The sequence below is a fragment of the Burkholderia sp. PAMC 28687 genome, assembly GCF_001577465.1.
Lineage (GTDB): Bacteria > Pseudomonadota > Gammaproteobacteria > Burkholderiales > Burkholderiaceae > Caballeronia.
In genome coordinates, this window is record NZ_CP014506.1 from 211937 (window position 1) to 234040 (window position 22104).

Annotated in this window: 22 protein-coding genes and 1 pseudogene; 7 read left to right on the forward strand and 16 right to left on the reverse strand. The window is 60.8% G+C overall.

The window, feature by feature from the left end; all coding sequences use genetic code 11:
* Positions 1–58: 58 nt before the first annotated feature.
* Complete coding sequence (locus AX768_RS16295; RefSeq protein ID WP_231941490.1) at positions 59–1138, forward strand: helix-turn-helix domain-containing protein; 1080 nt, start codon at positions 59–61, stop codon at positions 1136–1138.
* 142 nt (positions 1139–1280) lie between these two features.
* Positions 1281–2156 (forward strand): ATP-grasp fold amidoligase family protein, encoded by an 876-nt coding sequence (locus AX768_RS16300; RefSeq protein ID WP_231941533.1) that lies wholly within the window; start codon positions 1281–1283, stop codon positions 2154–2156.
* 107 nt (positions 2157–2263) lie between these two features.
* Here the strand turns inward: AX768_RS16300 and AX768_RS32820 are convergent, their stop codons facing one another.
* The 13 genes and pseudogenes from AX768_RS32820 to AX768_RS16360 all read right to left on the reverse strand — a co-directional run bounded on the left by AX768_RS32820 (position 2264) and on the right by AX768_RS16360 (position 13286).
* Positions 2264–2416: a hypothetical protein gene (locus AX768_RS32820; RefSeq protein WP_155524266.1), complete on the reverse strand. Its 153-nt coding sequence runs from the start codon at positions 2414–2416 to the stop codon at positions 2264–2266.
* 275 nt (positions 2417–2691) lie between these two features.
* A pseudogene (locus tag AX768_RS16305) lies at positions 2692–2877 on the reverse strand (hypothetical protein); the annotation flags it as partial.
* A gap of 79 nt (positions 2878–2956) precedes the next feature.
* Positions 2957–3646, reverse strand: coding sequence for a YceH family protein (locus AX768_RS16310; RefSeq protein WP_062001189.1), 690 nt, complete (start codon positions 3644–3646; stop codon positions 2957–2959).
* A gap of 138 nt (positions 3647–3784) precedes the next feature.
* Positions 3785–4837: a phytoene/squalene synthase family protein gene (locus tag AX768_RS16315; RefSeq protein ID WP_062001190.1), complete on the reverse strand. Its 1053-nt coding sequence runs from the start codon at positions 4835–4837 to the stop codon at positions 3785–3787.
* 109 nt (positions 4838–4946) lie between these two features.
* Entirely contained in the window at positions 4947–5303 is a 357-nt protein-coding gene (locus AX768_RS16320; protein WP_056360302.1) for a RidA family protein, read from the reverse strand.
* A 47-nt stretch (positions 5304–5350) separates the two neighbouring features.
* A complete protein-coding gene (locus tag AX768_RS16325; protein ID WP_062001191.1) occupies positions 5351–6502 on the reverse strand; it encodes an NAD(P)/FAD-dependent oxidoreductase in 1152 nt (383 codons plus the stop codon).
* Complete coding sequence (locus tag AX768_RS16330) at positions 6495–7889, reverse strand: FAD/NAD(P)-dependent oxidoreductase (RefSeq protein WP_062001192.1); 1395 nt, start codon at positions 7887–7889, stop codon at positions 6495–6497. The genes AX768_RS16325 and AX768_RS16330 overlap by 8 nt, the downstream gene beginning before the upstream one ends.
* Positions 7879–8238, reverse strand: coding sequence for a (2Fe-2S)-binding protein (locus AX768_RS16335; protein ID WP_062001193.1), 360 nt, complete (start codon positions 8236–8238; stop codon positions 7879–7881). Before AX768_RS16335 ends, AX768_RS16330 begins: the two co-directional genes overlap by 11 nt.
* A gap of 45 nt (positions 8239–8283) precedes the next feature.
* Positions 8284–9426 carry an NAD(P)/FAD-dependent oxidoreductase gene (locus AX768_RS16340; protein ID WP_062001194.1) on the reverse strand — a complete coding sequence of 381 codons (1143 nt, stop codon included), beginning with the start codon at positions 9424–9426 and terminating at the stop codon, positions 8284–8286.
* On the reverse strand, positions 9423–10220 hold the full coding sequence (locus AX768_RS16345) for an ABC transporter permease (RefSeq protein WP_062001195.1): 798 nt from the start codon (positions 10218–10220) through the stop codon (positions 9423–9425). Before AX768_RS16345 ends, AX768_RS16340 begins: the two co-directional genes overlap by 4 nt.
* Before the next feature lie 13 nt (positions 10221–10233).
* Complete coding sequence (locus AX768_RS16350; protein ID WP_062001196.1) at positions 10234–11106, reverse strand: ABC transporter permease; 873 nt, start codon at positions 11104–11106, stop codon at positions 10234–10236.
* Complete coding sequence (locus tag AX768_RS16355) at positions 11093–12169, reverse strand: ABC transporter ATP-binding protein (RefSeq protein WP_062001197.1); 1077 nt, start codon at positions 12167–12169, stop codon at positions 11093–11095. Before AX768_RS16355 ends, AX768_RS16350 begins: the two co-directional genes overlap by 14 nt.
* Positions 12170–12197: 28 nt before the next feature.
* Positions 12198–13286 carry an ABC transporter substrate-binding protein gene (locus AX768_RS16360; protein ID WP_062001198.1) on the reverse strand — a complete coding sequence of 363 codons (1089 nt, stop codon included), beginning with the start codon at positions 13284–13286 and terminating at the stop codon, positions 12198–12200.
* Positions 13287–13419: 133 nt separating this feature from the next.
* Between AX768_RS16360 and AX768_RS16365 the strand changes: the two genes are divergently transcribed.
* Genes AX768_RS16365 through AX768_RS16375 form a run of 3 tightly spaced genes read left to right on the forward strand, consistent with a single transcriptional unit; the run spans position 13420 to position 16618 of the window.
* Entirely contained in the window at positions 13420–14343 is a 924-nt protein-coding gene (locus tag AX768_RS16365; RefSeq protein ID WP_062001199.1) for a LysR substrate-binding domain-containing protein, read from the forward strand.
* 44 nt (positions 14344–14387) lie between these two features.
* The gene (locus AX768_RS16370; protein WP_062001200.1) at positions 14388–14930 is read left to right on the forward strand and encodes a GNAT family N-acetyltransferase; all 543 of its coding nucleotides are present in this window, start codon (positions 14388–14390) and stop codon (positions 14928–14930) included.
* A gap of 29 nt (positions 14931–14959) precedes the next feature.
* Complete coding sequence (locus AX768_RS16375) at positions 14960–16618, forward strand: S10 family peptidase (RefSeq protein ID WP_062001201.1); 1659 nt, start codon at positions 14960–14962, stop codon at positions 16616–16618.
* Here the strand turns inward: AX768_RS16375 and AX768_RS16380 are convergent.
* Complete coding sequence (locus AX768_RS16380; RefSeq protein ID WP_062001202.1) at positions 16615–17076, reverse strand: Lrp/AsnC family transcriptional regulator; 462 nt, start codon at positions 17074–17076, stop codon at positions 16615–16617. The genes AX768_RS16375 and AX768_RS16380 overlap by 4 nt on opposite strands.
* A gap of 87 nt (positions 17077–17163) precedes the next feature.
* A complete protein-coding gene (locus AX768_RS16385; RefSeq protein ID WP_062001203.1) occupies positions 17164–18015 on the reverse strand; it encodes an oxidoreductase in 852 nt (283 codons plus the stop codon).
* A gap of 130 nt (positions 18016–18145) precedes the next feature.
* Here AX768_RS16385 and AX768_RS16390 point away from each other — a divergent pair, with 130 nt between their 5' ends.
* Positions 18146–19039: a LysR family transcriptional regulator gene (locus AX768_RS16390; protein ID WP_062001204.1), complete on the forward strand. Its 894-nt coding sequence runs from the start codon at positions 18146–18148 to the stop codon at positions 19037–19039.
* On the opposite strand, the gene AX768_RS16395 is transcribed toward AX768_RS16390, so the two are convergent.
* The gene (locus AX768_RS16395) at positions 19040–20308 is read right to left on the reverse strand and encodes a cytochrome-c peroxidase (protein ID WP_062001205.1); all 1269 of its coding nucleotides are present in this window, start codon (positions 20306–20308) and stop codon (positions 19040–19042) included. It lies immediately after the preceding gene.
* Between the two features lie 214 nt (positions 20309–20522).
* Here AX768_RS16395 and AX768_RS16400 point away from each other — a divergent pair, with 214 nt between their 5' ends.
* Positions 20523–22079 carry an acid phosphatase gene (locus AX768_RS16400; protein WP_062001206.1) on the forward strand — a complete coding sequence of 519 codons (1557 nt, stop codon included), beginning with the start codon at positions 20523–20525 and terminating at the stop codon, positions 22077–22079.
* Positions 22080–22104 lie beyond the last annotated feature (25 nt).

Below are 22104 nucleotides of genomic sequence, written 5' to 3' on the forward strand. Positions count from 1 at the left end.
TGCGCGGAGCTACGCTGTGTTGCACAAAGTCATGCTTGCAGCTTTGGAGGATTAAATAGTGGACACGTTGACGGACTTTTATCGGCCTAGCGACATACATCACCGGGATGAATCTAAAGTTAATAAACGGCACATCGGGCTGCTGGTCTCAAATGAATGCTCGGTAACGAACGCTGGAGCGATCGGCGAGGCATTCCGCCTGGCAAATGAATTTGAGCAGGCGGGTGGCGGCGAGCCCCCGTACCGGCTTTCAGTGCTGTCGGAATCGGGTGGCTTCATCACGAGTTCTTCGAGCATCTCGATCTGGACCCAGAAGCTTGAGACTTATGCGTTGATGGACTTTCATGCGTTCTTCGTCGCCTGCCGCGATACGGACGCAGCAGGCGGCCCTGACGATCGCCTCCTGTCATGGATGTCGCATCCGACCCGCGACGCGTCCCTGCGCAGTCAGCCGGGCGCGAATTCCGTCTTTGATCCAAAGAACCTGGCGCGGTCTCCTGTGCCGATCTTTTGGTTCAAGGACGCACCGGTCGCAGACTGGTCAACCACGACGACGCCCGCCGACATGGCCCTCGCGCAAATCGAACGAGACCTGAGCGCCGACACCGCGAGAAGAATCGCCCGCGTTCTGCAACCCCACGCTGTTCAGCGCACGAAGCCAGACCTCGACGATCTGAACGCACGCACGACAACCGAGAAGATTCACGAATCTGCCCGGTGGATCAAGGAAAACTACAGCAAGCCGATATCCGTTGCGCAAGCGGCAGAATCTGCAGCCATGAGCAAGCGCAACTATCTCCGGCGCTTCAAGTCCGAGTTCGGCGTGACCCCACTGGAATATCTGATCCGGACGCGCTTCGAAATCGTGTGCACCTTGTTGATGGATACCGACCTGCCTATCGACAAGATCGCACGGCGCTGTGGCATGGGCGACGGAAATCGATTGGGACGATTGTTCAGACAACGGTTTGGCGTGTCGCCCATGCACTTCCGGTCGCGCGGGCAGATTCGTGCGGGCGCGCAATCACTTAACGCGGCCGACGCAAAAGATGCAATGAGCAAGTCCTCTCAACAGGACGCCGCCTTGCTCGAACGAAGTCTGGCCGCGCTTACCACCACGGATGGAAAGCATGCGTAAAACCAAGACAGGGCAGTTCGGCGAGTGGAATACCGCGCCGAACGCGGGTAACTCTTCAGCGATTCCGCTGAAGGAGATCGTGGTCTCGAACCAGACGGCTTCGGCGACTGCGCCCGATGCGCCGCTGAAGAAGCCCGCCACGATGCAACCGACCGCTTCCTTGAGCAGAAAGATCAAGGAAGGCGCGAAGTCGATGCTGCCCGATGCACTGTTTCTCGCGCTGATGCATCGCAAGTTCATTGGCCGTTTCCCGAGGTTGCTGCATCCGGTTACGTTCAACGAGAAAATCTTGCAACGTAGCATCAAACCCGATTCTCGCTATGCCGACTTGACTGACAAGTTGACGGTTCGTGACTACGTGAGAACCAAGCTTGGCGAAGAGCATCTGGTCCCACTGATAGCAGCACCTGACAGCTTTACCCAGTCGGTCTTCGACGCCCTGCCGAACTCGTTCGTAATGAAGGCGAATCACGGCAGCAGTTTCGTGGAAGTGGTGAAGGACAAGACGCAAACCTCCTTTGAGAAGCTTCAGGTGCTCGCCGAGAGGTGGCTGGCGACCGATTTTTATCGGGTTGGACGGGAACGTCACTACACCAAGATCAAAAGACGGATCTTCTTCGAGAAACTTCTGCTCGATAAAAGCGGCCAGATCCCGGCTGACTACAAGCTGCACTGTTTCGGCGGGAACGCTGGACGGCCTACCATGTACATACTGGTGATCTCGGACCGGTTTGGGAACAACACGCATGGCGACGTCTACGACATCCATTGGAATCACCTGGATATCGCGATCGGCTATTACAAACGCAGCGATACGCCCGCTGCCGCGCCCCACAATCTCAAGGCGATATTGGATACCGCGGCCATTCTGGCGGAAGATTTCGACTACGTCCGGGTGGATTTGTACGCGCCTGATAGCGAAATTTATTTTGGCGAACTCACATTTACACCGGGCGCCGGCGTCCTCCCGTTCACACCGGATGGCATCGACTATGAGTGGGGACGACTTTTGATGTGAGACCGGTGTGATGGATATGCGACCCCTGTAAAAAATGAGGCAGAGTTGAAATTAATACAGGAAACCTAAATAAACCAACTGTTGTTCTTCACCGAGTTTCCCCCGCGTTATTTGTCGCCAAAAATCTTTCTGAAGCACTCCCTGCCTTTTCGCGTAAAAATCCCGCCCAGACTGAGCCACACTGCCGTTACGACGAGCAAAAAAATCATGACGATCATGCCGAAGAACGACTTGGCATCGACAAATTTGATCGGCTTCATCTGCGCGCTCATTGCGTGTGGAGTAGTGTCGGGTGGTGATGCGAGTGACGGTAGGGTGCACCGGAGTGGCGATCAGACTTAACTGAATCAGTTAGCAGTCTACAGCGCCGATACATGCGTTGCCAGTCTGGACGGAGCAAGAAACGGGCACGACTGTCTGATGGGGCACCGTCAAAATAGTTCGCTTCGCTCTCCATGCAAAGAGCCGGGATAGCGCGATGCCATTCCGGCTTTCATGGACCACAGAACAGAATCAACAACAACGTACGTCAGTGTCAAACGTCTGCGTGCGCTGCTGTAAATCCGGTGAACGCTGCGTAGGGAGCGCTCAGCGGCGCGCCGTTGATCATGATCCCGCACGTGCTGTTACCACTGTCGAGCACGTAATACATGACAGCCTGGATGTTGTGGCTCCTTCTTGCCGCATAGAATTCGCCCAGTTGAGTCGTGATGTAGTTCGCAATCGGTATCCTGATCATTATCCATACACACGTACGTAGATTGGCACGCGAGGCTCTGCAACGCACCACGCCCATTCACTCACTCCTCGGCCTTGATCCCCAGTTCCCCAGCCATCCTCTCGACTAGCACGCGCAAGCGCGCGACTTCCTCGGCCAAGCGCTTCTGCTCCGCTTTCAACAGGTCGAAGTCGTTATAGGAAATCGAGTCATCGACCATTGCACCCGTCGATACCTCGCTGATCGCGACCTCGCCGCACAACAAATGCGCCCAGCGGCTTTCGCGCTCGCCCGGTGTACGCGGCAACTTGACCACGCGGGGCGGCTCGTTTTCAGCGAGTTCGTCGAGGAACGCTTCTACCGACGAAATATCCGCAAAACTGTGCAGGCGCGCAGCATTCAGCCGCAACTCGGCAGGCGTCTGCGGGCCGCGCAAGATCAGCGTGGTCAACAACGCGGCAGCCTGGCTCGGCACGCCCAGCGAACGGGTGATGTTGTGTTCGAAGCGCGGCACGCGACTGCTGCTGCCCTCGAATACCAGGCTCAGGCGCTTGAGTTCATCAATAGCTGTCAGCACATCGGCCTCGGTAACGTTCATTACCGGTGAGCGCGCAGTCTTCTGATTGCAACCGAGCGTCAGTGCGTTCACCGACAGCGGATAAGCATCGGGCACCGTGTGCTGTTTCTCGACGAGCACGCCCAGTACGCGCGCCTCCAGAAGTGTCAGGGAACGCATTGCGGGACGTGCGGGGGCATCGGGAGTGGAGTTCATGCGTGACAGAGCCAGTGCTGCTACTTGAATTCTGGTCCGGTTCGAGCCGGGCGGAGAGTCGTCTTGTAAGAACGACGGCCCCTATGATATCCGCCCTGCCGCATCCCGAGAATACGGCGGCACTCTTCCGCGTTTTTCTCAGCCGTCGAGGCGCGCTTCAATGCGCGTAATCAAGCGGTCAATCCATGCGCGCAGCATTCGATCCGATGGCTCGAGCAATGTCGAAGCTGCAACGATCCTGTACACCTTGTTGCGACCGATCTTCGATATTTTCGCGGGATCGAGCCATTCGTCGTTATTGACGAGAAGTACCAGCGTTTCCAGGCCGATCAACACCGGCCACAGACACGAAAGCCTCAGGCGGACCGAGCGTGCTGGAATGGCGAACGTGTAGTCGACTGCCGCGCGGTAATGGTCCAGCGTCAGGCGCAACAGTTCGAACAACAGCGGTTGTGCACGGCGCGACGCGCCTGGTGTGAGCAGATCCTCCGGCGACAGACCGTATCGGTTAAGCATGGGCGACGGCAGATAACAACGCCCGATGCGCAAGTCCTTGCTGCAATCACGCAGCACGTTGGTCATTTGCAGCGCCTTTCCGAAACGAACGCCGTTCGACAACGTGATGCCGGGCTCGCCCTTCAACGTGCCCGGCATGTGCGCGTACGTCATCCGCGTCCAGAATTCGCCCACGCAACCGGCGACCAGATAGGTGTAGGTGTCGAGTTCTTCGAGCGTATTGAGCGCAGCAATGCGGCCCGACGATTCATCGGGGAACGTATGCAGGTCGAATTCCATGCCCTGCGTCAGGGTAGACACGATCCCGCGCACGGCTGTCCGGTCGGCGTCGCTCAATTGCGACAGCACCGTCAATGCGCCGCCGAGCGATTCGAGCAGCACCTTTTCATCGGAGAGACTTTGCTGGCCTGCAACCTCCTGCGCGAGGCGTTCAGTCAACGTACCGTCATCGGGCGCGCCGTTCACCAGGTTGCGCAGCGATAACAAGAGCTCCAGCCGCTGCGTCGGCGAAATCAGCGAAGTATCCGCGATCGTGTCCGCGGCGCGCGCCAGAAGGTAAGCCAGCCCGATCGGATCGCGCATCCCGACAGGCAGCACACGCAGGGTGAGGTAGAAGGACCGCGAGACGCCCTTCAGGAGCGGGCCAAGGAGTACGGCCCGGGATGGATTACGCATTGGATGGAATCTGGTCGGTGTTGGACGAATCAGGCGCTGCCGAATTGTATCTGCGTTCCGGCGGAGGTTCCTTTATTGCCCGCTTACCGCACCATCCACCCTGCAAACATCATTCGCCCAGCGCAGTCACCGTGATTTCAACCAGCAAGTCAGGCGCGGCGAGCTTCGATTCGACCGTTGCGCGTGTCGGTGCGCAACCCGGCGCGACCCATGCGTCCCACACTTCGTTCATGCCCGCGAAGTCGCGGGCAATATCGGCCAGCCAGATTTGCGCAGAGATCAGCCGCGTCTTGTCGATGCCAGCTTGCGCGAGGAATCCGTCGATCTTCGCAAGCACTTGCTGCGTTTGCAGTTTTACATCGGGCGTGCGGTCATTCGATGTCTGACCGCCGATGAACACCAGCCCCGCCGCTTTCACAACCCGGCTCATGCGTTGATTGGTTTCGATCCTGACGATATCGCTCATGGTCTTCCTTTGAAATGAAAGTGGCCGCACATTGCTTCAAGCGCGGTTCAAGTTGTTGCTGCAGGGGCGCTATTAAACCCGTTGAACCGGTCGATGGCAAACGCATCGAGCGGCAACGACGCCGCGCCGTCCAGAACCAGCTCGGACACCAGCTTGCCGCAGCCCGGTCCAAGCTGGAAACCGCTGCCGCAATATCCGAACGAGTACGTCAGGTTCGACGCACGTTTGCTGCGCGAGATCACCGGCAGTGAGTCGTCCGTGAACGCTTCCACGCCGGCCCACGCGCGGTTGATACCGAGATGGCGCAGATGCGGAAACAGATCGACCACGGTATTCGCGCTCTTGACCAGCCGCAGGAAATCGACTTCACCGTGACGTCCTGGCAGATCCGCAATGCCGATCAGCTTTCCGCCGATCACGACCGTGCCGTTATCGAATTGCTTGAACGACAACGGCCTGCCGGTTGCGCCCAGCGTCGCGCGACAGAATGGCGCCACGCGATGCGTGACCATCAGCATGAGCCCTTCCGGATGAACGGGAACCGGTTCGCCGACTTGCGCCGCGAGTTCGCCGGCCCATGCGCCGGCGGTCACAACGAGTTGCCCGGCAGAAAAATTCCCTTGCGGCGTATGCGCAATCCAGCGTTCGCCAATCTGTTCGATTCGCGTCACTGGCGTCCCTTCGTGGAACACCGCACCGTTGCGCTCCGCTGCCTTGCGAAACGCAGTCGTCGCGCGAAACGGCAACGCGTAGCCATCGCGTTCGACCCAGATACCGCCGGTGACTTGCGGCGTGATCGCCGGTTCAAGTTCGAGCAGGGTCTCGCGATCGATGATCTTTTCATGCGTGAAGCCGTGCGACTCGAGCAGCGCGACGCGTTCGCGGCATTCATCGAGTTCGGCGTCGGTTTCCGCGATCTTCAACTGCCCCGACGCGACGAAACCGGCGTCATCGCCGACTGTTTCCACGATGTTGTGCCAGATCTCGCGCGACATCAGCGACAACGGAATCTCGGGCACGGGTCGGCCGAGCGTGCGCACGCCGCCCGCATTCACGCCCGATGCATGCCGCCCGATGTAATCCGCCTCAAGCACGGTCACGCTCGCGCCACGCTGCGCAAGATGAAACGCGCTGCTCGACCCGTGCAAGCCGCCGCCGATCACCAGCACGTCCGACTCGTTGGCTGCGGGCTTAGTCACCGGCGAGTTCTCCGAGCGTGAGCGGCTTGATCGGTGGGCGAATGCGGTAATAGCCGACGGTTTCAGGCGTGACGCTGCGAGCATCGGCGATCACTTCGGTCACCGTGAGACCGCACATGCGTCCCTGGCACGGTCCCATGCCGCACCGGCCGAAAGACTTCGCCTGGTTCGGCCCGAGACAACCGAGTGCCACGAACTGGCGTAGTTGCCCCGCCGTCACTTCTTCACAGCGGCACACAATGACCTCGTCCTTCGGCACCCGGTTTTCATCGCGCGGACGATACAGGCTGTCGAGGAACGGCCGGATGCGCATCACCTCGGCCAGCCTGCGCATACGTGGCGCAGCGCTTTGATCGCGGGTTTTTTCATCGATGGCGCCAAGTTGCTGCGCGATCGCCAACGCCGTCACTTCGCCCTGCATCTCCGCCGCCTGCGCGCCGCCGATACCCCCGCCATCGCCCGCAACAAAGATGCCGGGGACATCGAGCTCACCCCATTTGTCGGTGGTGGGCGTGAAGCAGAGTTGTGCGTCGTCCCACTTATGCGACGCCCGCAACGATAAGGAAAACTGCGTATTCGGCACAACGCCCTGATGCAGCAGGATCACGTTTGCCTCGATCCGGTGCGACACGCCCCGCACCGAGAACGTCAGCGCATTCGCGCGCTCAGCGCCGTCTTCACCGATCACGCCTTCCACGCGCAGGTCGTCGGCGGCTTCGTGCATTGGCACGCCGGCGTCGCGCAACGTGCGCATCAGCTGCAGGCCTTTGCTCAAGTATGGCCACGCGCGCAACGCGGACACCATGTAGCGTTTCGCGCGCCAGCGGTCCTCGTGGCGGGTTGTATCGACGAGTGCGCGAATCGGAACGCCTGCCCGCACGTATTGCCAGCCGAGCAGGTACAAGAGCGGACCGCAACCGACGAGCACCGGCGGTTCGCTCGGCACTTCGCCCGCGCTCTTCAGCAGGATCTGCGCGGCGCCCGCGGTCAACACGCCGGGCAAGGTCCAGCCCGGGATCGGGAACGGCCGTTCCAGCGCGCCGGTCGCAAGCACCACACGCTTCGCCTCGAAGCTGCCGACCTTTCCGTCTTTCAAGTAATGCACCGTTTTCTCACGCGTGACTTGCCAGACGGACGCGTTCGGCACGTAACGCGCGCCGGAACGGGCGAAGGCCGTCGCGATCGCGCTGCCCGCCTGATAGTCGGGACCGAGAATCTCGCGGCGCTGCGCATCGCTGCGTTCTATCGCACGATAAATCTGTCCGCCAACCGACTCCTGTTCATCGAGCACGACAACGGACAGACCCGCACGCGCCGCTTGCGTGGCTGCCGCGAGCCCTGCGGGACCGGCGCCGATCACGGCGACGTCGATAGATTCAGCGGCCATGAATGCTCTCCTTGGTCGTGTACGACATTGGCGGAAGATCACTCGCGCCTTCTTGCGAGTGAATGCGCATGCCGTCGCGCACGGTGACAAGACAGCTTTGCCGGCTTGGAATGCCATCGATTTCGACCAGGCATTCGAAGCACGCGCCCATCATGCAATACGGTGCGCGCGGCGCGCCCGATACCGGCGTCGCGCGAAAACGCTGCACACCCGCCGCGAGCAATGCGGCGGCGACAGACCGGCCGCCCGGCACGTTGAGCGGCTGGCCGTTGAACCAGATCTGGACGATGTCGTCGGCCACGGCGGGCGCGACCGGTGCGAGCACCCTGAATAGCGGTTTGGAAGTCATATCGATGCAAAGTGTCGGTGAACGGGATTGGCTGTCATCACGCGGCTAATGCGCATTGGCCGCAACGTGGCCTGGTTCGAGAAACCGTCCGCCGCGAAACGCGGGAAGCTCCTCTGGGATCTCGCCGCCCGCGACCCACGGCGCGACGCGTTTCGCGTGCGCGGCGGCCAGCGTGACGCCGCTGTGGCAGGTCACGACAAACGCGCCGGGATACTGCAACGATTGCTCGTAGATTGGAAAACCATCGGGACTGTAGACACGCAACGCAGCCCATGTGCGTACCAGCCGCACGTTCTTGAGCATGGGAAAACTGCGCACGCCGCGACGCGCGATGGTCGACAGTACATCGGTGGTGGTGAAGTCGTTGTATCCGACCTCTTCCATGGAGTCCCCGAATTGCACCGAACCTTCGTCGGTCTGGCGCACGTTGATGGTCGGATAATGCAGAAACGGTGCGACGCGTTCGCTCACCAGAACCTGGCCGCGATTCGGCGCGACCGGTGCGTGCAAACCAACCTGCGTACTCAGCGCACGGTTACCAAGACCCGCCGACAACACCACACGCGGCGCGCGCCACACGGCGCTCTTGCCATGCACGGCGAACCCGCCTTTATCCGGAACGATCCGTCCGATTTCCTCGCCGCTCACGAGCTTCACGCCTCGCCGCTGCATCGCTTCGTGAAGCGCGCGCAGGAGCTTGAGCGGATTCACGTGGCCGTCCATGGGCGTGTAGCTCGCGCCGATCACTTCAGGACCGACCGCCGGCAGGCGTTCGCGCAACTCCTTTGCATCGAGCAACTGGAACGGATAATCGCCGCCCAGCTCGGCTTGCAACGTGGACAAGCGTTTCTCGCGCTCAGCGAGTTCATCGTCGGAAAAACAGAGGTGAAAACCGCCCGGCTGTTTCAGCGATACGTCGATCCCCGTCTCTTCGAGCAGCGACTTCGCAAGCCCCGGCCATAGTTGCGATGAACTGCGCGACCACCGTGCGTAAGGCGACAGGCCGTAGCCTTTGCCCTGCACCCAGACGAGCCCGAAATTGCCGCGGGATGCACGAAAGCCGCCATCGCCCTGATCCAGGACCGTCACTTTCATCCCCTCGCACGCGAGCCCGTAGGCCACCGCGGTCCCCACCAGCCCGCCGCCGACCACCAGCACGTCGGGACTGTCGACTGCATTGCCTTTCATCGTGTTTCTCCTATCAGGACGCGGTCCAGACCGACCATGCGGTCCAGCACGAGCATCAGGATGACCGTTCCAACGATCATCACGGTCGATACCGATGCGACCAGCGGATCGATCGTCTGCGCAATCTGGTTGTACATTGCAACCGGTAGCGTAGTCGTGCCGGGCGTTGCAACGAAGATGGTCATGGTGAGCTCATCGAAACTCTGGATGAACGACAGCACCCATCCGCCTGCAACGCCGGTGCGGATCATCGGCAGGACGACGCGGCGAAATGCGGTAAAGCGGCTTGCCCCGCACGACAACGCTGCGCGCTCGGCATCGCGGTCGAGCCCGATAGCCGACGACAACGCGAGCCGCAACGCATACGGCAACACGATGATCACGTGCGTCGCGCACAGCGCCCAGAACGAGCCGCCGAGCCCGAGCAGGCTCAGGAACCGCAGGAATGCGATACCGAGCACGACGGCCGGGATCATCATCGGCGAGAGAAAAAAGCCGGTGAGCGCGCCGCGTCCGGGAAAGCGATAACGCGCGATCGCGAGCGCCGCCGGGACGGCGAGCGCCACGCCAATGGTCGATGCAACCAGCGCCAGTTTCAACGAAAGCAGGAATGCATCGAGGATCTGATCGTTCTCGAGGATCGCCTTGAACCAGCGCAGCGACGCGCCATCGAAGGGCAGCGAGATGAAGCCTTTGTCGGTGAACGCAACCGCGATCACCACGACCAGCGGCGCCGCGATAAACGTCAGGAACAGCGCGTTGAACAGCAGACCGAGGAATCCGTTTTGTTTCATGACGTCTCCCGGTTCAATCGAAGATGTGTTTGAAGCGGCGCTCGGCGAGCCGGCTGCAGCCCATCACGATCGCCACGTTCGCAATCAGCAACAACACCGCGATGGTCGCGCCCAGCGGCCAGTTCAGCGTGCCGAGGAATTCGTCGTAGGCGGCGGTTGCGACCACTTTCAGCCGCCGTCCGCCGATCAGCGCAGGCGTTGCGAACGCGGACGCTGACAACGCGAACACGATGATCGAGCCCGACAAGATGCCGGGCAGGATCTGCGGCAACAGCACGCGGCGGAAGACGCGAAACGGCGACGCCCCCATGGAACGGCCGGCCCACTCCACTTGCGGGTCGAGTTTCTGCAGCGTGGCCCACACGGACATCACCATGAACGGCACGAGTACATGGGTGAGCGCGATGATGACGCCCGTCATGGTGAAGACGAGCCGGATCGGTTCGGACGTGATGTGCAGCGCCTGAAGCACGTTGTTCAATACGCCGTTGTTGCCGAGCAGGATTTGCCAGCCCAGGGTTCGAACGACCACCGATATCAGCAACGGTCCGAGCACGATCAAGAGGCAGATGGATTGCCACGGCCGTTTCATGCGCGCGAGCACGATGGTCTCCGGCACGCCCAGCACGATGCAGAAGAACGTCACCGCGAACGCGAGCGCCGCGGTGCGACCGAAGATCGCGGCGTAATACGGATCGGTGACTACCTCGAAGTAGTTTCGCCACGTGTACGTTGCGAGCGTGCCCGCTGTGTCGCTGAAGACGTGGAAGGACAACACGAACGTCAATAGCAGCGGCACCAGCAGCAGGCCGCAGAACAGAAGCAGTGCAGGTGCCGACAGCAACCACGGCGCGGCGCCGGCGCGATCGTCGTCAAGCGTGGCCATCGAGTGTCTCCTTTTGCAGCACGCGCAAGTCGTCGTCCGACCACATGAGGCCCACTTGCTCGCCTTCATTCGGCGGTGGCGCCCCGTTGTTCGGCTGCGCTACGCTGACCTGTCCAAGACCTGTATCGATGAGCAAGAGCCATTGGTTGCCGGTAAACACGCGCGTGGTGATGCGGCCCGTGGCGCGCATCTCTGCACCACCGACTGCCAGGTGCACCTTCTCCGGCCTTATGTACACATTCACCTTGCCCTGCACGTGGCGGCCTTCGTGCGGCACCTTGAGCGTGGTGCCGGCGACATCGACTTCCGCGCATCGGCCATTGCGGCGCAGGACTTCGCCTGGCAGCAAGTTGGTCTTGCCGAGGAACGCCGATGCAAACGGCGTCTCCGGGCGCTCGTACGCCTCGAACGGCGTGCTCAACTGGGCGATCGTCCCGCGATGCATCACCGCAATCCGGTCGCTCATGGTCATGGCTTCGACCTGATCGTGGGTGACGAGGATTGTCGTGATGCCGAGACGCTTCTGGATTCCCCTCAATTCGATATGCATTTCCTCGCGCAGCTTGGCGTCGAGGTTGGACATGGGTTCATCGAGGAGCAGTAGTTCAGGCCGCATGGCAAGGGCGCGCGCAATTGCCACGCGCTGCCGTTGTCCGCCTGAAAGCTCTTTCGGATAACGGCCGCCCAATCCGGTAAGACGCACGAGTTCCAGCGCTTCGGCCACGCGTTCGGCGCGCGCCGCGCGCTTCATGTTGCGCATCTCGAGACCGAAACCCACGTTGCCGTTCACCGTCATATGCGGGAACAACGCGTAGCTCTGGAAGACCACACCCATGCCGCGTTTTTCGGGGCGTTCGTGCGTGATGTCGCGGCCATCGAGCATGATGGTGCCGGTGGTCGGTGTGACGAAACCTGCGACCATCTGCAGAGTCGTGGTCTTGCCGCAACCGGAAGGACCGAGCAACGACAAGAACTCACCGCGTTCAACTTCGAGGTCGATCTGCTCGATTGCCGTGAAGTCGCCGTAGCGCTTCGAGATGCCTTTGAGTGTCAGAAAGCTCATGGGGGTTCTTGTCTGCTTATGGTTGATTTCAGCGTTCGACAGTGCGATTCCAGCGATCCGTCCATTCCGTTCGATGCTGGTTGATCGTCGTCCAGTCGACCGCGATCAGTCTGGCGATCTGTTCGGGTCCATAAGGCACGCGCGCCGCGACTTCAGGCGTCAACTGCACCGTCTTGTTGACCGGGCCGAGACCAATCGCCTGGGCCTGAATCGTCTGCACTTCCGGGCTCAGCAAATACTGGATGAATTGCTGCGACAAAGCAGGTTGCGCATTTTCCGCGACCGCGCATGCAGCGACTTGCAGCGCTACACCGCCTTCTTTCGGATAGAAGAACTTCAGCGGAAAGCCCGTGTTCTGCAACGCGACAGCACGACCGCTTCCATACGGCGCGAGGATCACATCGCCGCTTTGCATCAAGCCGTCCATCTCGCCGGGCGTGGGGGCCCACGAAAGCACATCGGGCGCGACCTGTTTTGTGATCGTGTTGAAACCCGGATCAATGTTCTTCTCGCCGCCGCCATTCATGCGCGCCAGCATCACGAGCGTGTGCAGCCCATAGGTATTCGTGATCGGAGGAACACCGAGCTTGCCCTTCAGGCGTTTATCGGTAAGGACGTTCCATGAGTCCGGTGCCGGCAGGCCCATCTTCTTGAAGGCGTCCGCGTTGTAACCGATGCCTGTTGCCACCATGCCCACGCCCACGGACGTCGGGCCAAGACGCGAAAGCGGGTACAGGTCCTTCATGACCGGCGCTTCATCGATCTTTCCGCACAGACCCGCCTGCATGGCCTGATACATCGGGCCGTCGTCCATCACGGCGACGTTGATCTGCTGATGACCCTTTTGCGCCTGCAGTTTGGCGAGCGTATCGCTGGAGTTGCCCGCCACGTAGACGATCTTCACGTCATGCGCTTTCTCGAACGGCGGAATGATTTTCTGCCGATACATGGTCTCGTTCGAGCCCCCGACGTTCGCGACATACAGGGTCGTCTCGGCCTGCGCGAGGAGCGGCGCGCCGAATGCGCCGATTGCGCCTGCAACGCCCAGTGCAAGTGCGCACTGTCGCAGAGAGGAACGGGAAGACGACGAGCGACGGACGTGCTGCAGTTCTTTCATGGTTTCTCCAGACGGTGCAGGGTCGGATGTTCAACGAATGTAGGGTGGACGAATTTATTTTGTTCGCCGCGGGGCATATCGTCCAATACGAATAAAATAGCTACCCATACAACAATGATATGGGTTGCCTGACATGAATCTGAAGCATATCGAGGCGTTCCGTGCCGTCATGCTCGCCGGTTCCATGACCGCCGCAGCCAAGGAGCTGTTCACTTCGCAGCCCAATATCAGCCGCCTGATCACGCAACTCGAACGTGAAACCGGGCTGCAGTTGTTCCTGCGCAGCGGTGTGCGTTTGATTCCGACGAGCGAAGGGAATTCGTTCTTCCGCGAAGTGGAGCGTGCGTACGTAGGCCTGCAAGGGCTGACAAATGCTGCAGCGCAAATCAAGAATCTCGGCACCGGCCGATTGCGCATTGCAGCAATGCCATCGGCGGGCATGACGCTCGTGCCGCATGCGATCCAGCGCTTCCAGGCGAAGTATCCGGAGGTGACCGTGTCGCTGCATGTGAATACGTCGGGGACGGTCAATCACTGGACCAGTTCGCAGTTCTGCGATCTTGGCGTTGCGATCTATTCGAGCGAGGCGTCGAATTGCGAGGTCGAGCTGTTGTCGAAGGTCGCGGCGGTGTGCGTGCTTCCGGCCGGACATCGGCTGGCCAAGAAGACGTCGCTCAAGCCGAAGGATTTCGAAGGCGAACCGTTCGTTTCGCTATGTCACGGCGACGGCACCCGTGCGCAGATGGACGAGGCGTTCACGCGTGCAGGCGTCGAACGCGTGCTTGCGATCGAGGCGCAATACGCCGCCATTTGCTGCGAGATGGTCCGGTGCGGAATGGGTGTAACGCTCGCGCATCCCCTCGTGGCGCAGGACTTCGCAGGGCCGGATATTGCGATCCGGCCATTCACGCCGTCCGTGATGTTCCCGATGTATCTGCTATTCCCGCCGCATCAGCCCAGGGCGCGCCTGACCATGGATTTCGTCGATATGCTCAGGGAAACGCATGATGAGCAGCTTGCGTCAATGGACAAGCCGCAGCGTTTGAAGCGGGCGTGATCGCCGTACGTTCGCCGTCCAACCATCCTTTAACGTAATAACTTATGCCACCTGTTCTCGAAACCAGCCGTCTCACTCTTCGTCCTCCGCAACACAGCGACTTCCACGATATCCACGCCATGTGGTCCGATATCGATGTCGTTCGCCATGTCACGGGCGTTCCATTTACCAAAGAAGAAGCATGGGCGCGGCTGCTCAGAAGCGCGGGGCATTGGTCACTGATGGGCTTCGGGTATTGGGTCGTCAGCGAAAAGCACAGCGGCGCGTTCCTGGGCGAAGTCGGCTTCGGGCAGTACAAGCGCGGTATCGATTCATCGTTCGACGCAAATCCCGAGGCAGGCTGGATGCTGACTGCAGCGGCCCAGGGAAAGGGCTATGGAACCGAAGCCGTGCAAGCCGCGTTGCAATGGTCGGATGCGCGCTGGCCGCAAGGAGAGACGGTGTGCATTATCTCGCCCGCGAATGAAGCGTCACTAGCACTTGCCGCCAAATGCGCTTTCAAGGAAGTTCGCAGCGATACCTATAAGGGCAAACCTACGCTCGTATTGCATCGGAAGGCGAATGCGATCGTAATCAGCGCGCAGTAACATCGATCAAAACAATGTCGGGGATAAAGATGCACGCTCGCTTCAGCAGGTTGGTACGTGGCCTGATCGTGATCGGTCTGGCAAGCAATCTAGTTGCGGCCGTGGCGCAAGAGGAAGCCGCAAGCGCCGTGCAGGGTGAAGAGCCTGCACAAGCGGCGACTCCCCGGCCTGCGTCGGGATCGACGGCAACCACGCTTCGTCCCGAACGCACACGCGCCGCCAAAGCGATACCGTCGAGCGACGTCAAACCCGACAACGCCATTCCCGTCCCGCCCGAAGCACAATCCGTCACGCAGCACTCCATCAAGCTCGACGGCAAGAAGATCGACTACACCGCCACGGCCGGCAATCTGCTCTTGCGCAACAACGCGGGTCAGGCCGAAGCCAGCATCTTTTATGTGGCGTACACGTCGGACCCAAAGCACGCCGCCACGCGCCCCATCACCTTTCTGTTCAACGGCGGACCCGGCGCCGGCACCATGTTCCTGCTGATGGGATCGTTCGGACCGAAACGCGCGCATACATCGAGTCCGGACATCACGCCGCCCGCGCCCTACGTGCTCGCGGATAACCCGGACAGTCTGATCGATACCACCGATCTGGTTTTCATCGATGCCCCCGGCGCGGGCTTTTCACGCATCGTGGGCCATGCAACCGGCAAGCAGTTCTGGGGCGTCGACGAAGACCTCGGCGCGTTCGAGCGTTTCATCGAGCGATACCTGAGCGTCAACCAGCGCTGGAACTCGCCGAAGTATTTGCTGGGCGAATCGTATGGCACGGCGCGCGCCGCGATGCTTGCGTACAAGTTGAGCCAGAGCAACATTGCGTTGAACGGCGTGGTGCTGATGTCGTCGGTGCTCAACTCGGCCACGCGCGCACCTGGCACCGACCTGGAAGCCGTGAGCTATTTGCCCACATACGCCGCCATCGCGTGGTATCACGACAAGCTCATGCCGAAGCCGCCCAACTTGCAGACGTATCTCGATGAAGTCCGCGCGTTCGCCGCCGGCCCCTATGCGCAAGCTTTAGCTCAAGGCGACGCCTTGCCCGATGCCGAGCGCGATGCAATCGCGGCGCGCGTCGCCGGCTATACGGGCCTCACCGTCGAATATGTGAAAGAGACGCGGCTCGAAATCTGGCCATCGCGGTTTCGCAAGCAACTGCTGCGCGGGGAATCACGCAGTCTCGGACGATACGACGCGCGCTTTGAAGGGATCGACTATGACGACGCCGCCGAGCGTCCCGACTACGACGCTTCGGTCACCAGCGTGTCGAGCGCGTTCGATGCCGCGATGCATCAGCATCTCGTGCAGGACCTGCATTTCGAGGCGCCGGATGCGTATCGCGTATTCAACGACAACGCGTTGTCGCAGTGGAACTGGAAGCATCGTGCGTCATGGGGCGAGCAGTTGTCGCAGCCTTACGCGGCAGGCGACCTTGCCGCAGCGATGCGGCAGAACCCGCGCCTTCGCGTGCTGTCGCTCAATGGCTATTTCGATCTCGCGACGCCGTTTTTCCAGACCGAATACGACCTGTCGCACATGGGACTGGACAAGTCCTTGCGGCCGAACATCCAGCGCGCGTATTACCCGACAGGCCACATGATCTATCTCGACGATGCATCGCTGCATGCGCTCAAGGGCGACCTGACGCGTTTTTATAAAGCGGACGGCGCGCCGAACCCCTAAAGCAACGGCAAGCCGGCATAACGCTTCACCTCGCGCAATGAAAGCATGGATTCAACCGCCGATACCCCCGGCAACACGCGCAGTACGTCGCGCATGAAGGTGCCGTAATCGTCGAGATCACGGGCCACGACTTGCAGCAGATAATCTGCAGTGCCTGAAACGTTGTGACACGCGACAATCCGCGGGATCGCCTGAATCTCGCGCTCGAACCGGTCCGACAACTTGCGGTCGTGCACGCTAAAACGCACTTGCACGAAGGCGACCAGCCCGAGTCCCAACGCCGAGCGCGACAGGACCGCGCGATACCCTTCTATGTACCCATCCGCTTCGAGCCGCTTGAGCCGCCGCGCGCAGGGCGTTTCGCTCAAGCCGACGCGCTCGGCGAGACTTGCGTTCGTCGCCCGGCCGTCGGCCTGCAACGCGATCAGAATCGCGCGGTCTATCTTGTCGAGATCCATCTGCCACCTATCCGCCAGAGAGGATTCGAATGGTAGTGCATTCCGGCAAAAATCGGGGTTATCTGAGCGGAATGCGGCCAACAAACGTCAGGCGGGGAAATCCGTGGACCGTGCGAGACTTTCCCAGGCCTGCAGTTCGCGTTCAACGAAGGCGTTCTTTTCCCGGATGCGCGCCACGGCGTCCGTGCCCATTTGCAACCTGAGCGGCGGCGTTTGTGCCTGGACGAGCGTCAGCATTGCAAGCGCGAGGCGCTTTGGATCGCCAGGCTGCTTGCCGTTGTAGGCCTTCGCGGTTGCGCGGACCTTCCCGGCGGTATCGGCGTAATCATCGATCACGTTCTTCGACTCCACCGCCGACGATGAATCCAGGAACTCCGTGCGGAAATACCCCGGCTCGACGACTGTGACGTGAATCCCCAGCGGCATGAGTTCTGCATGCAACGACTCGGACAAACCTTCTACGGCGAATTTCGTCGACCCGTATACGCCGAAGCCCGCGCCGACCTGGTAGCCGCCCAGCGACGAAATATTGATCACGTGGCCGTTGCGTTGGCCGCGCATGATCGGCAAGACGGCGCGTGTCACATTGAGCAAACCCATGACGTTGGTCTCGTAGATGCTGCGGACTTCCGCCGCGCTCGCTTCCTCCACCGCGCCGGCCAGGCCGTAGCCTGCGTTGTTCACGAGCACATCGATCCGCCCGAACCGCTCCGTCGCGAGCTTGACCGCTTCGTGCGCGGCGGCCTCGTTGGTGACGTCGAGATCGACCGGCAAGAGGGCCGCCTGTTCGCCCAACGTCTCGGAAATCGCCTTTGACTTGCGCGCAGTCGCCACAACGGCGTCGCCATTGGCGAGCGCCGCGGCGGCGATCTCCGCGCCAATTCCACGCGACGCACCCGTGATGAACCAAACGCGTTTATAGCTGGCTTGATCGGTCATCTCCCTGCCCCTCATTGAATTGGATGCCGTAGACCGGTTTCCATTAGCCAAATCGTACGCGCCGGATTGCCCGCGAAAAACGGGATCGCGGTACATTCGCCTTGAACCGCAAGTTCATAATGGAGGCAACGTGGACAAGGATCTTCTGGACGGCGTCACGATGTTTCTCGCCGTCGCCGAGCACAAGAGCTTCACGGTCGCGGGCGCGCGCCTGAAGGTGTCGGCGACCGCAGTCAGCAAATCGATCCGCGTGCTCGAACAGCGTCACGGCGTTTCGTTGTTCCAGCGCACGACCCGCCACGTGGCCCTTACCGAGGCGGGCGATGCGCTCTACAAGCGTCTGCGTCCGGCGGTGGAAGATATAGATGGCGCCTTCGAAGCGCTCAATGGCTTTCGCGACAATGCGTCCGGCACGTTGCGCGTGACCATGACGCGCTCGGCATGCACGCTGCTGATAGGACCGATGATCGAAAGGTTCCGGCTGACGCATCCCGACGTCCACCTCGATCTCACGCTCGATGAAGCCGCCGTCGATCTGGTGGAAAGCGGTTTCGACGCGGGCGTCCGTCTGGGCGAAGCGCTCGCCAGAGACATGGTCGCGCTCCGGCTGACGCCGGACATCACATGGTCGATAGTCGGCAGCCCCGCCTATTTCGCCAGGGCGGGACGGCCGCAAACGCCGCACGATCTCGTGGGCCACGAGGGGCTCCTATATCGCTTCGGCGGATCAGGCGCGCTACACAGATGGGATTTCCAGGTCGACGACCGAAAGGTCATCGTGGACATACCCAGCAAGCTGACCGTCAACGACCGCAGTACCCTGGGCGACTTCGCGCGCAAGGGTCTCGGGCTGGCTTACATGGGCGACTTCGAGGTGAGCCGCGAACTGGCGAGCGGCGAACTGGAACAAGTGCTTTTGCCCTTCACGCCGCCAAGCGACGGCCTCTACCTCTATTTTCCTGTTCGCACGCAGTCGCAGGCGAAACTCAGGGCGTTTATCGATGCATTGAGGCCAGCGGTTTGATCAATTGGCAGCTTCATACCCATCGGTGAGCGTGTTCAAGAACGCGACCACGTCCTTGATTTCGGCTTCGTTCATCGCGGGTGCATCGCCGGGCTTGCGATCGAACGGCGCTTCCGTATTGATGTTCGACCAGTAGCGTTTGGGCAAGTCGTCGAACTTCTGCACCTTGCCGTGGGCAATCGGATAGAACTTCTCCGGATTGGTATCGCGCTGGACATAGAAGCGCACGACTTCATCGAGCGAGTGATAAATGCCGTTGTGGAAAAACGCCTTGCGCGTCGCTACGTTGCGCAACGACGGCGTCCTGAAGATGCCGCAATATTCCGACTGACCCTTCAGGTCGTGGCGCTCCGGTCCGCACGCGCCTAGATCGAAGAATTTCGGGTCGCGGTTGATTGGCAACGCGCGATTGCGCGGCACGCCAACTGCAATCAGACCGAAGTCGCTGAACTGCGGCGGCGACCCGTCTTTCGCGCGCTGGCTGATGTGACACGCGGCGCAATTGCCTTTCTTTTCGTCGTTGAAGAGCTCCAGCCCGCGCAACTCCGCTTCGTTCAGTTTCGACTTGCCCGCAAGGAACGCATCGAATTTGCTCGTGTACGGATAGAACTTCTGCGGCGTCTGCTCGAAGGCTTCGAGGGAACGCAGGATGGCATCGAATGCCTTGTCGTCCTTGTCGAATACATTTGCGCCGAACGCCTCGCGGAACTCGCCTGCATAGGGCGCGGCTTTGACCGCCGCGACGACTTGCGCCGGCGTGCTGCCCATCTCAAACGATGACGTCAGCGGTATGCGCGCCTGGTCCGCACCGTGATCCACGCGCCCGTCCCACGTCAGCCCGCCGGTCGGACCCGCATCGACGCTTTCGTCGCCTTCGTCGTCCGAGTCGTGGAAATGCTGCGTGAATTGCGGCACGGACTGCAGGTATCGAAGCGACGGCACCGCGCGAAATCCCGGCCGGTGCATATCGCTGCCGCCCAGTTGCACGGACAACCCATTCGGCGGCCCGAATGCATGGCTCGGGCTATGGCACGACGCACACGCGAGCTTGCCAGATCCCGACAGTGAAGGATCCGTGAACATCTTCTCGCCCACCGATGTCATCAGCTTCACCTGTGCGAAGACCTGTGCGCGAGATTTCGCTTCGCTTGCACTGTAAGACCCGGCTTGCGGCGCCGCGGATGCTGCATGCGAATCGCAACCGGTGAGGACGATCGCGGAGACACACAAGGCGGCAAGAGACAGCGACAACGAAACGATGGATGGCATGTGAACAAGGCTTCAGAGAGAAACCGAAGCGTATGACGATCGCATGTCATTTGCGTGACATGACAAATGCCCTTCGTTATTTCCGCTGAAACCTGACACATTCTTACTTGATGAAAGCAATATTAAATGTTCCTGTCAAATCCAGTTGGGACACTGCGGCACCGGCAAACTTACACGTGCATTTCGCCGGTTCCCCAACGACCGAGACCTATCGATGAACAAGAAACTCGTCCTCGCCGTGCCCCTCACGGCGTCGATCGCAATCGGCCTGTACGCATGCGGCGGCAATGACGACAAGAAAGCCGACCTGACATCGGTGAAGAACATTGTCGTGATCTACGCGGAAAACCGCAGCTTCGACAACCTCTATGGCAGCTTCCCGGGCGCAAATGGCCTGCAAGGGGTAACCGCCGCGAGCGCGCAGCAACTCGATCGCGACGGCAGCGTGCTCCCGGTACTGCCGCCGATCTGGAATGGCCTGACCGCAACCGGCGTCACGCCCGCGGTCACGCAAGCCATGACGGCGAACTTGCCGAACGCGCCGTTTGCCATCGATGACCCCGCGGGTTTCAACACGCCGTTGTCGCTGACCACGCGCGACCTGTATCACCGTTTCTATGAAAACCAGATGCAGATCAACGGCGGCAAGAACGACAAGTTCGCCGCGTGGGCCGACTCGGGCGGGTTTGTCATGGGTCATTACAACACCAACGCCGACAAGCTGCCGCTCTACAAGATCGCGCAGCAATACACGCTCGCCGACAACTTCTTCATGGGCGCATTCGGCGGCTCGTTCCTGAACCACCAGTGGCTCGTCTGCGCGTGCACGCCGATCTATCCGAACGCGGACAAGAGCGTGGCGGCGGGGTCGATTTCATCGGTGAATGCAGATGGTGTGTCGTTGAAGGTGACGGCGGCTTCGCCGGCATCGGCGATCGCGGGCATTCCGAAGTTCGTGAACTCGGGCAACCTGACGCCCGACTTCTTCGCCATCAACACCATGCAGCCGCCGTATCAGCCAAGCGGCAACACGCCGCCAACCGGCGGCGATGCAACGCTCGCCGACCCGACGGTCGCGACCACGCTGCCGCCGCAAACGCAGACGCATATCGGCGATCTGTTGAACACGGCGAACGTATCGTGGGCGTGGTACGGCGGTTCGTGGGGCGCGGCGCTGGCCGATCGCACGAAGATCAGCGGCTCGACGAATTCGGTGCCGAACTTCCAGACGCACCATCAGCCGTTCAACTACTTCGCCGACCTAGCGCCGGGCACGGCCAACCGTACGCAGCATCTGCTCGATGGCGGCACGGACGGCACGGAGTTCATCAAGGCAATCGATACCGGCACGCTGCCATCCGTCGCGTTCTACAAGCCGCAAGGCAACTTGAACGAACACGCGGGTTATACGGACGTGGCGTCCGGCGACGCGCACATTGCGAACGTGATCCAGCATCTGCAGGCGAGCCCGCAGTGGAAGAACATGATCGTGGTCGTGACCTACGATGAAAACGGTGGCTTCTGGGATCACGTCTCGCCGCCGAAGGGTGACCGCTGGGGACCGGGCACGCGCATTCCGGCGCTCGTGATTTCGCCGTTCGCTAAAAAGGGTTTCGTCGATCATACGCAATACGATACGACGTCGATCCTGCGTCTGATAACGGCGCGTTATTCGTTGCCGAAGTTGCCGGGCCTCACGGCGCGCGATGCCGCGATGGTCGCGGCCGGCGGCAAACCGATGGGCGACCTGACGGCGGCATTGGACTTCTGACAGGCAGGCTCTAGGGGCGGCGTCT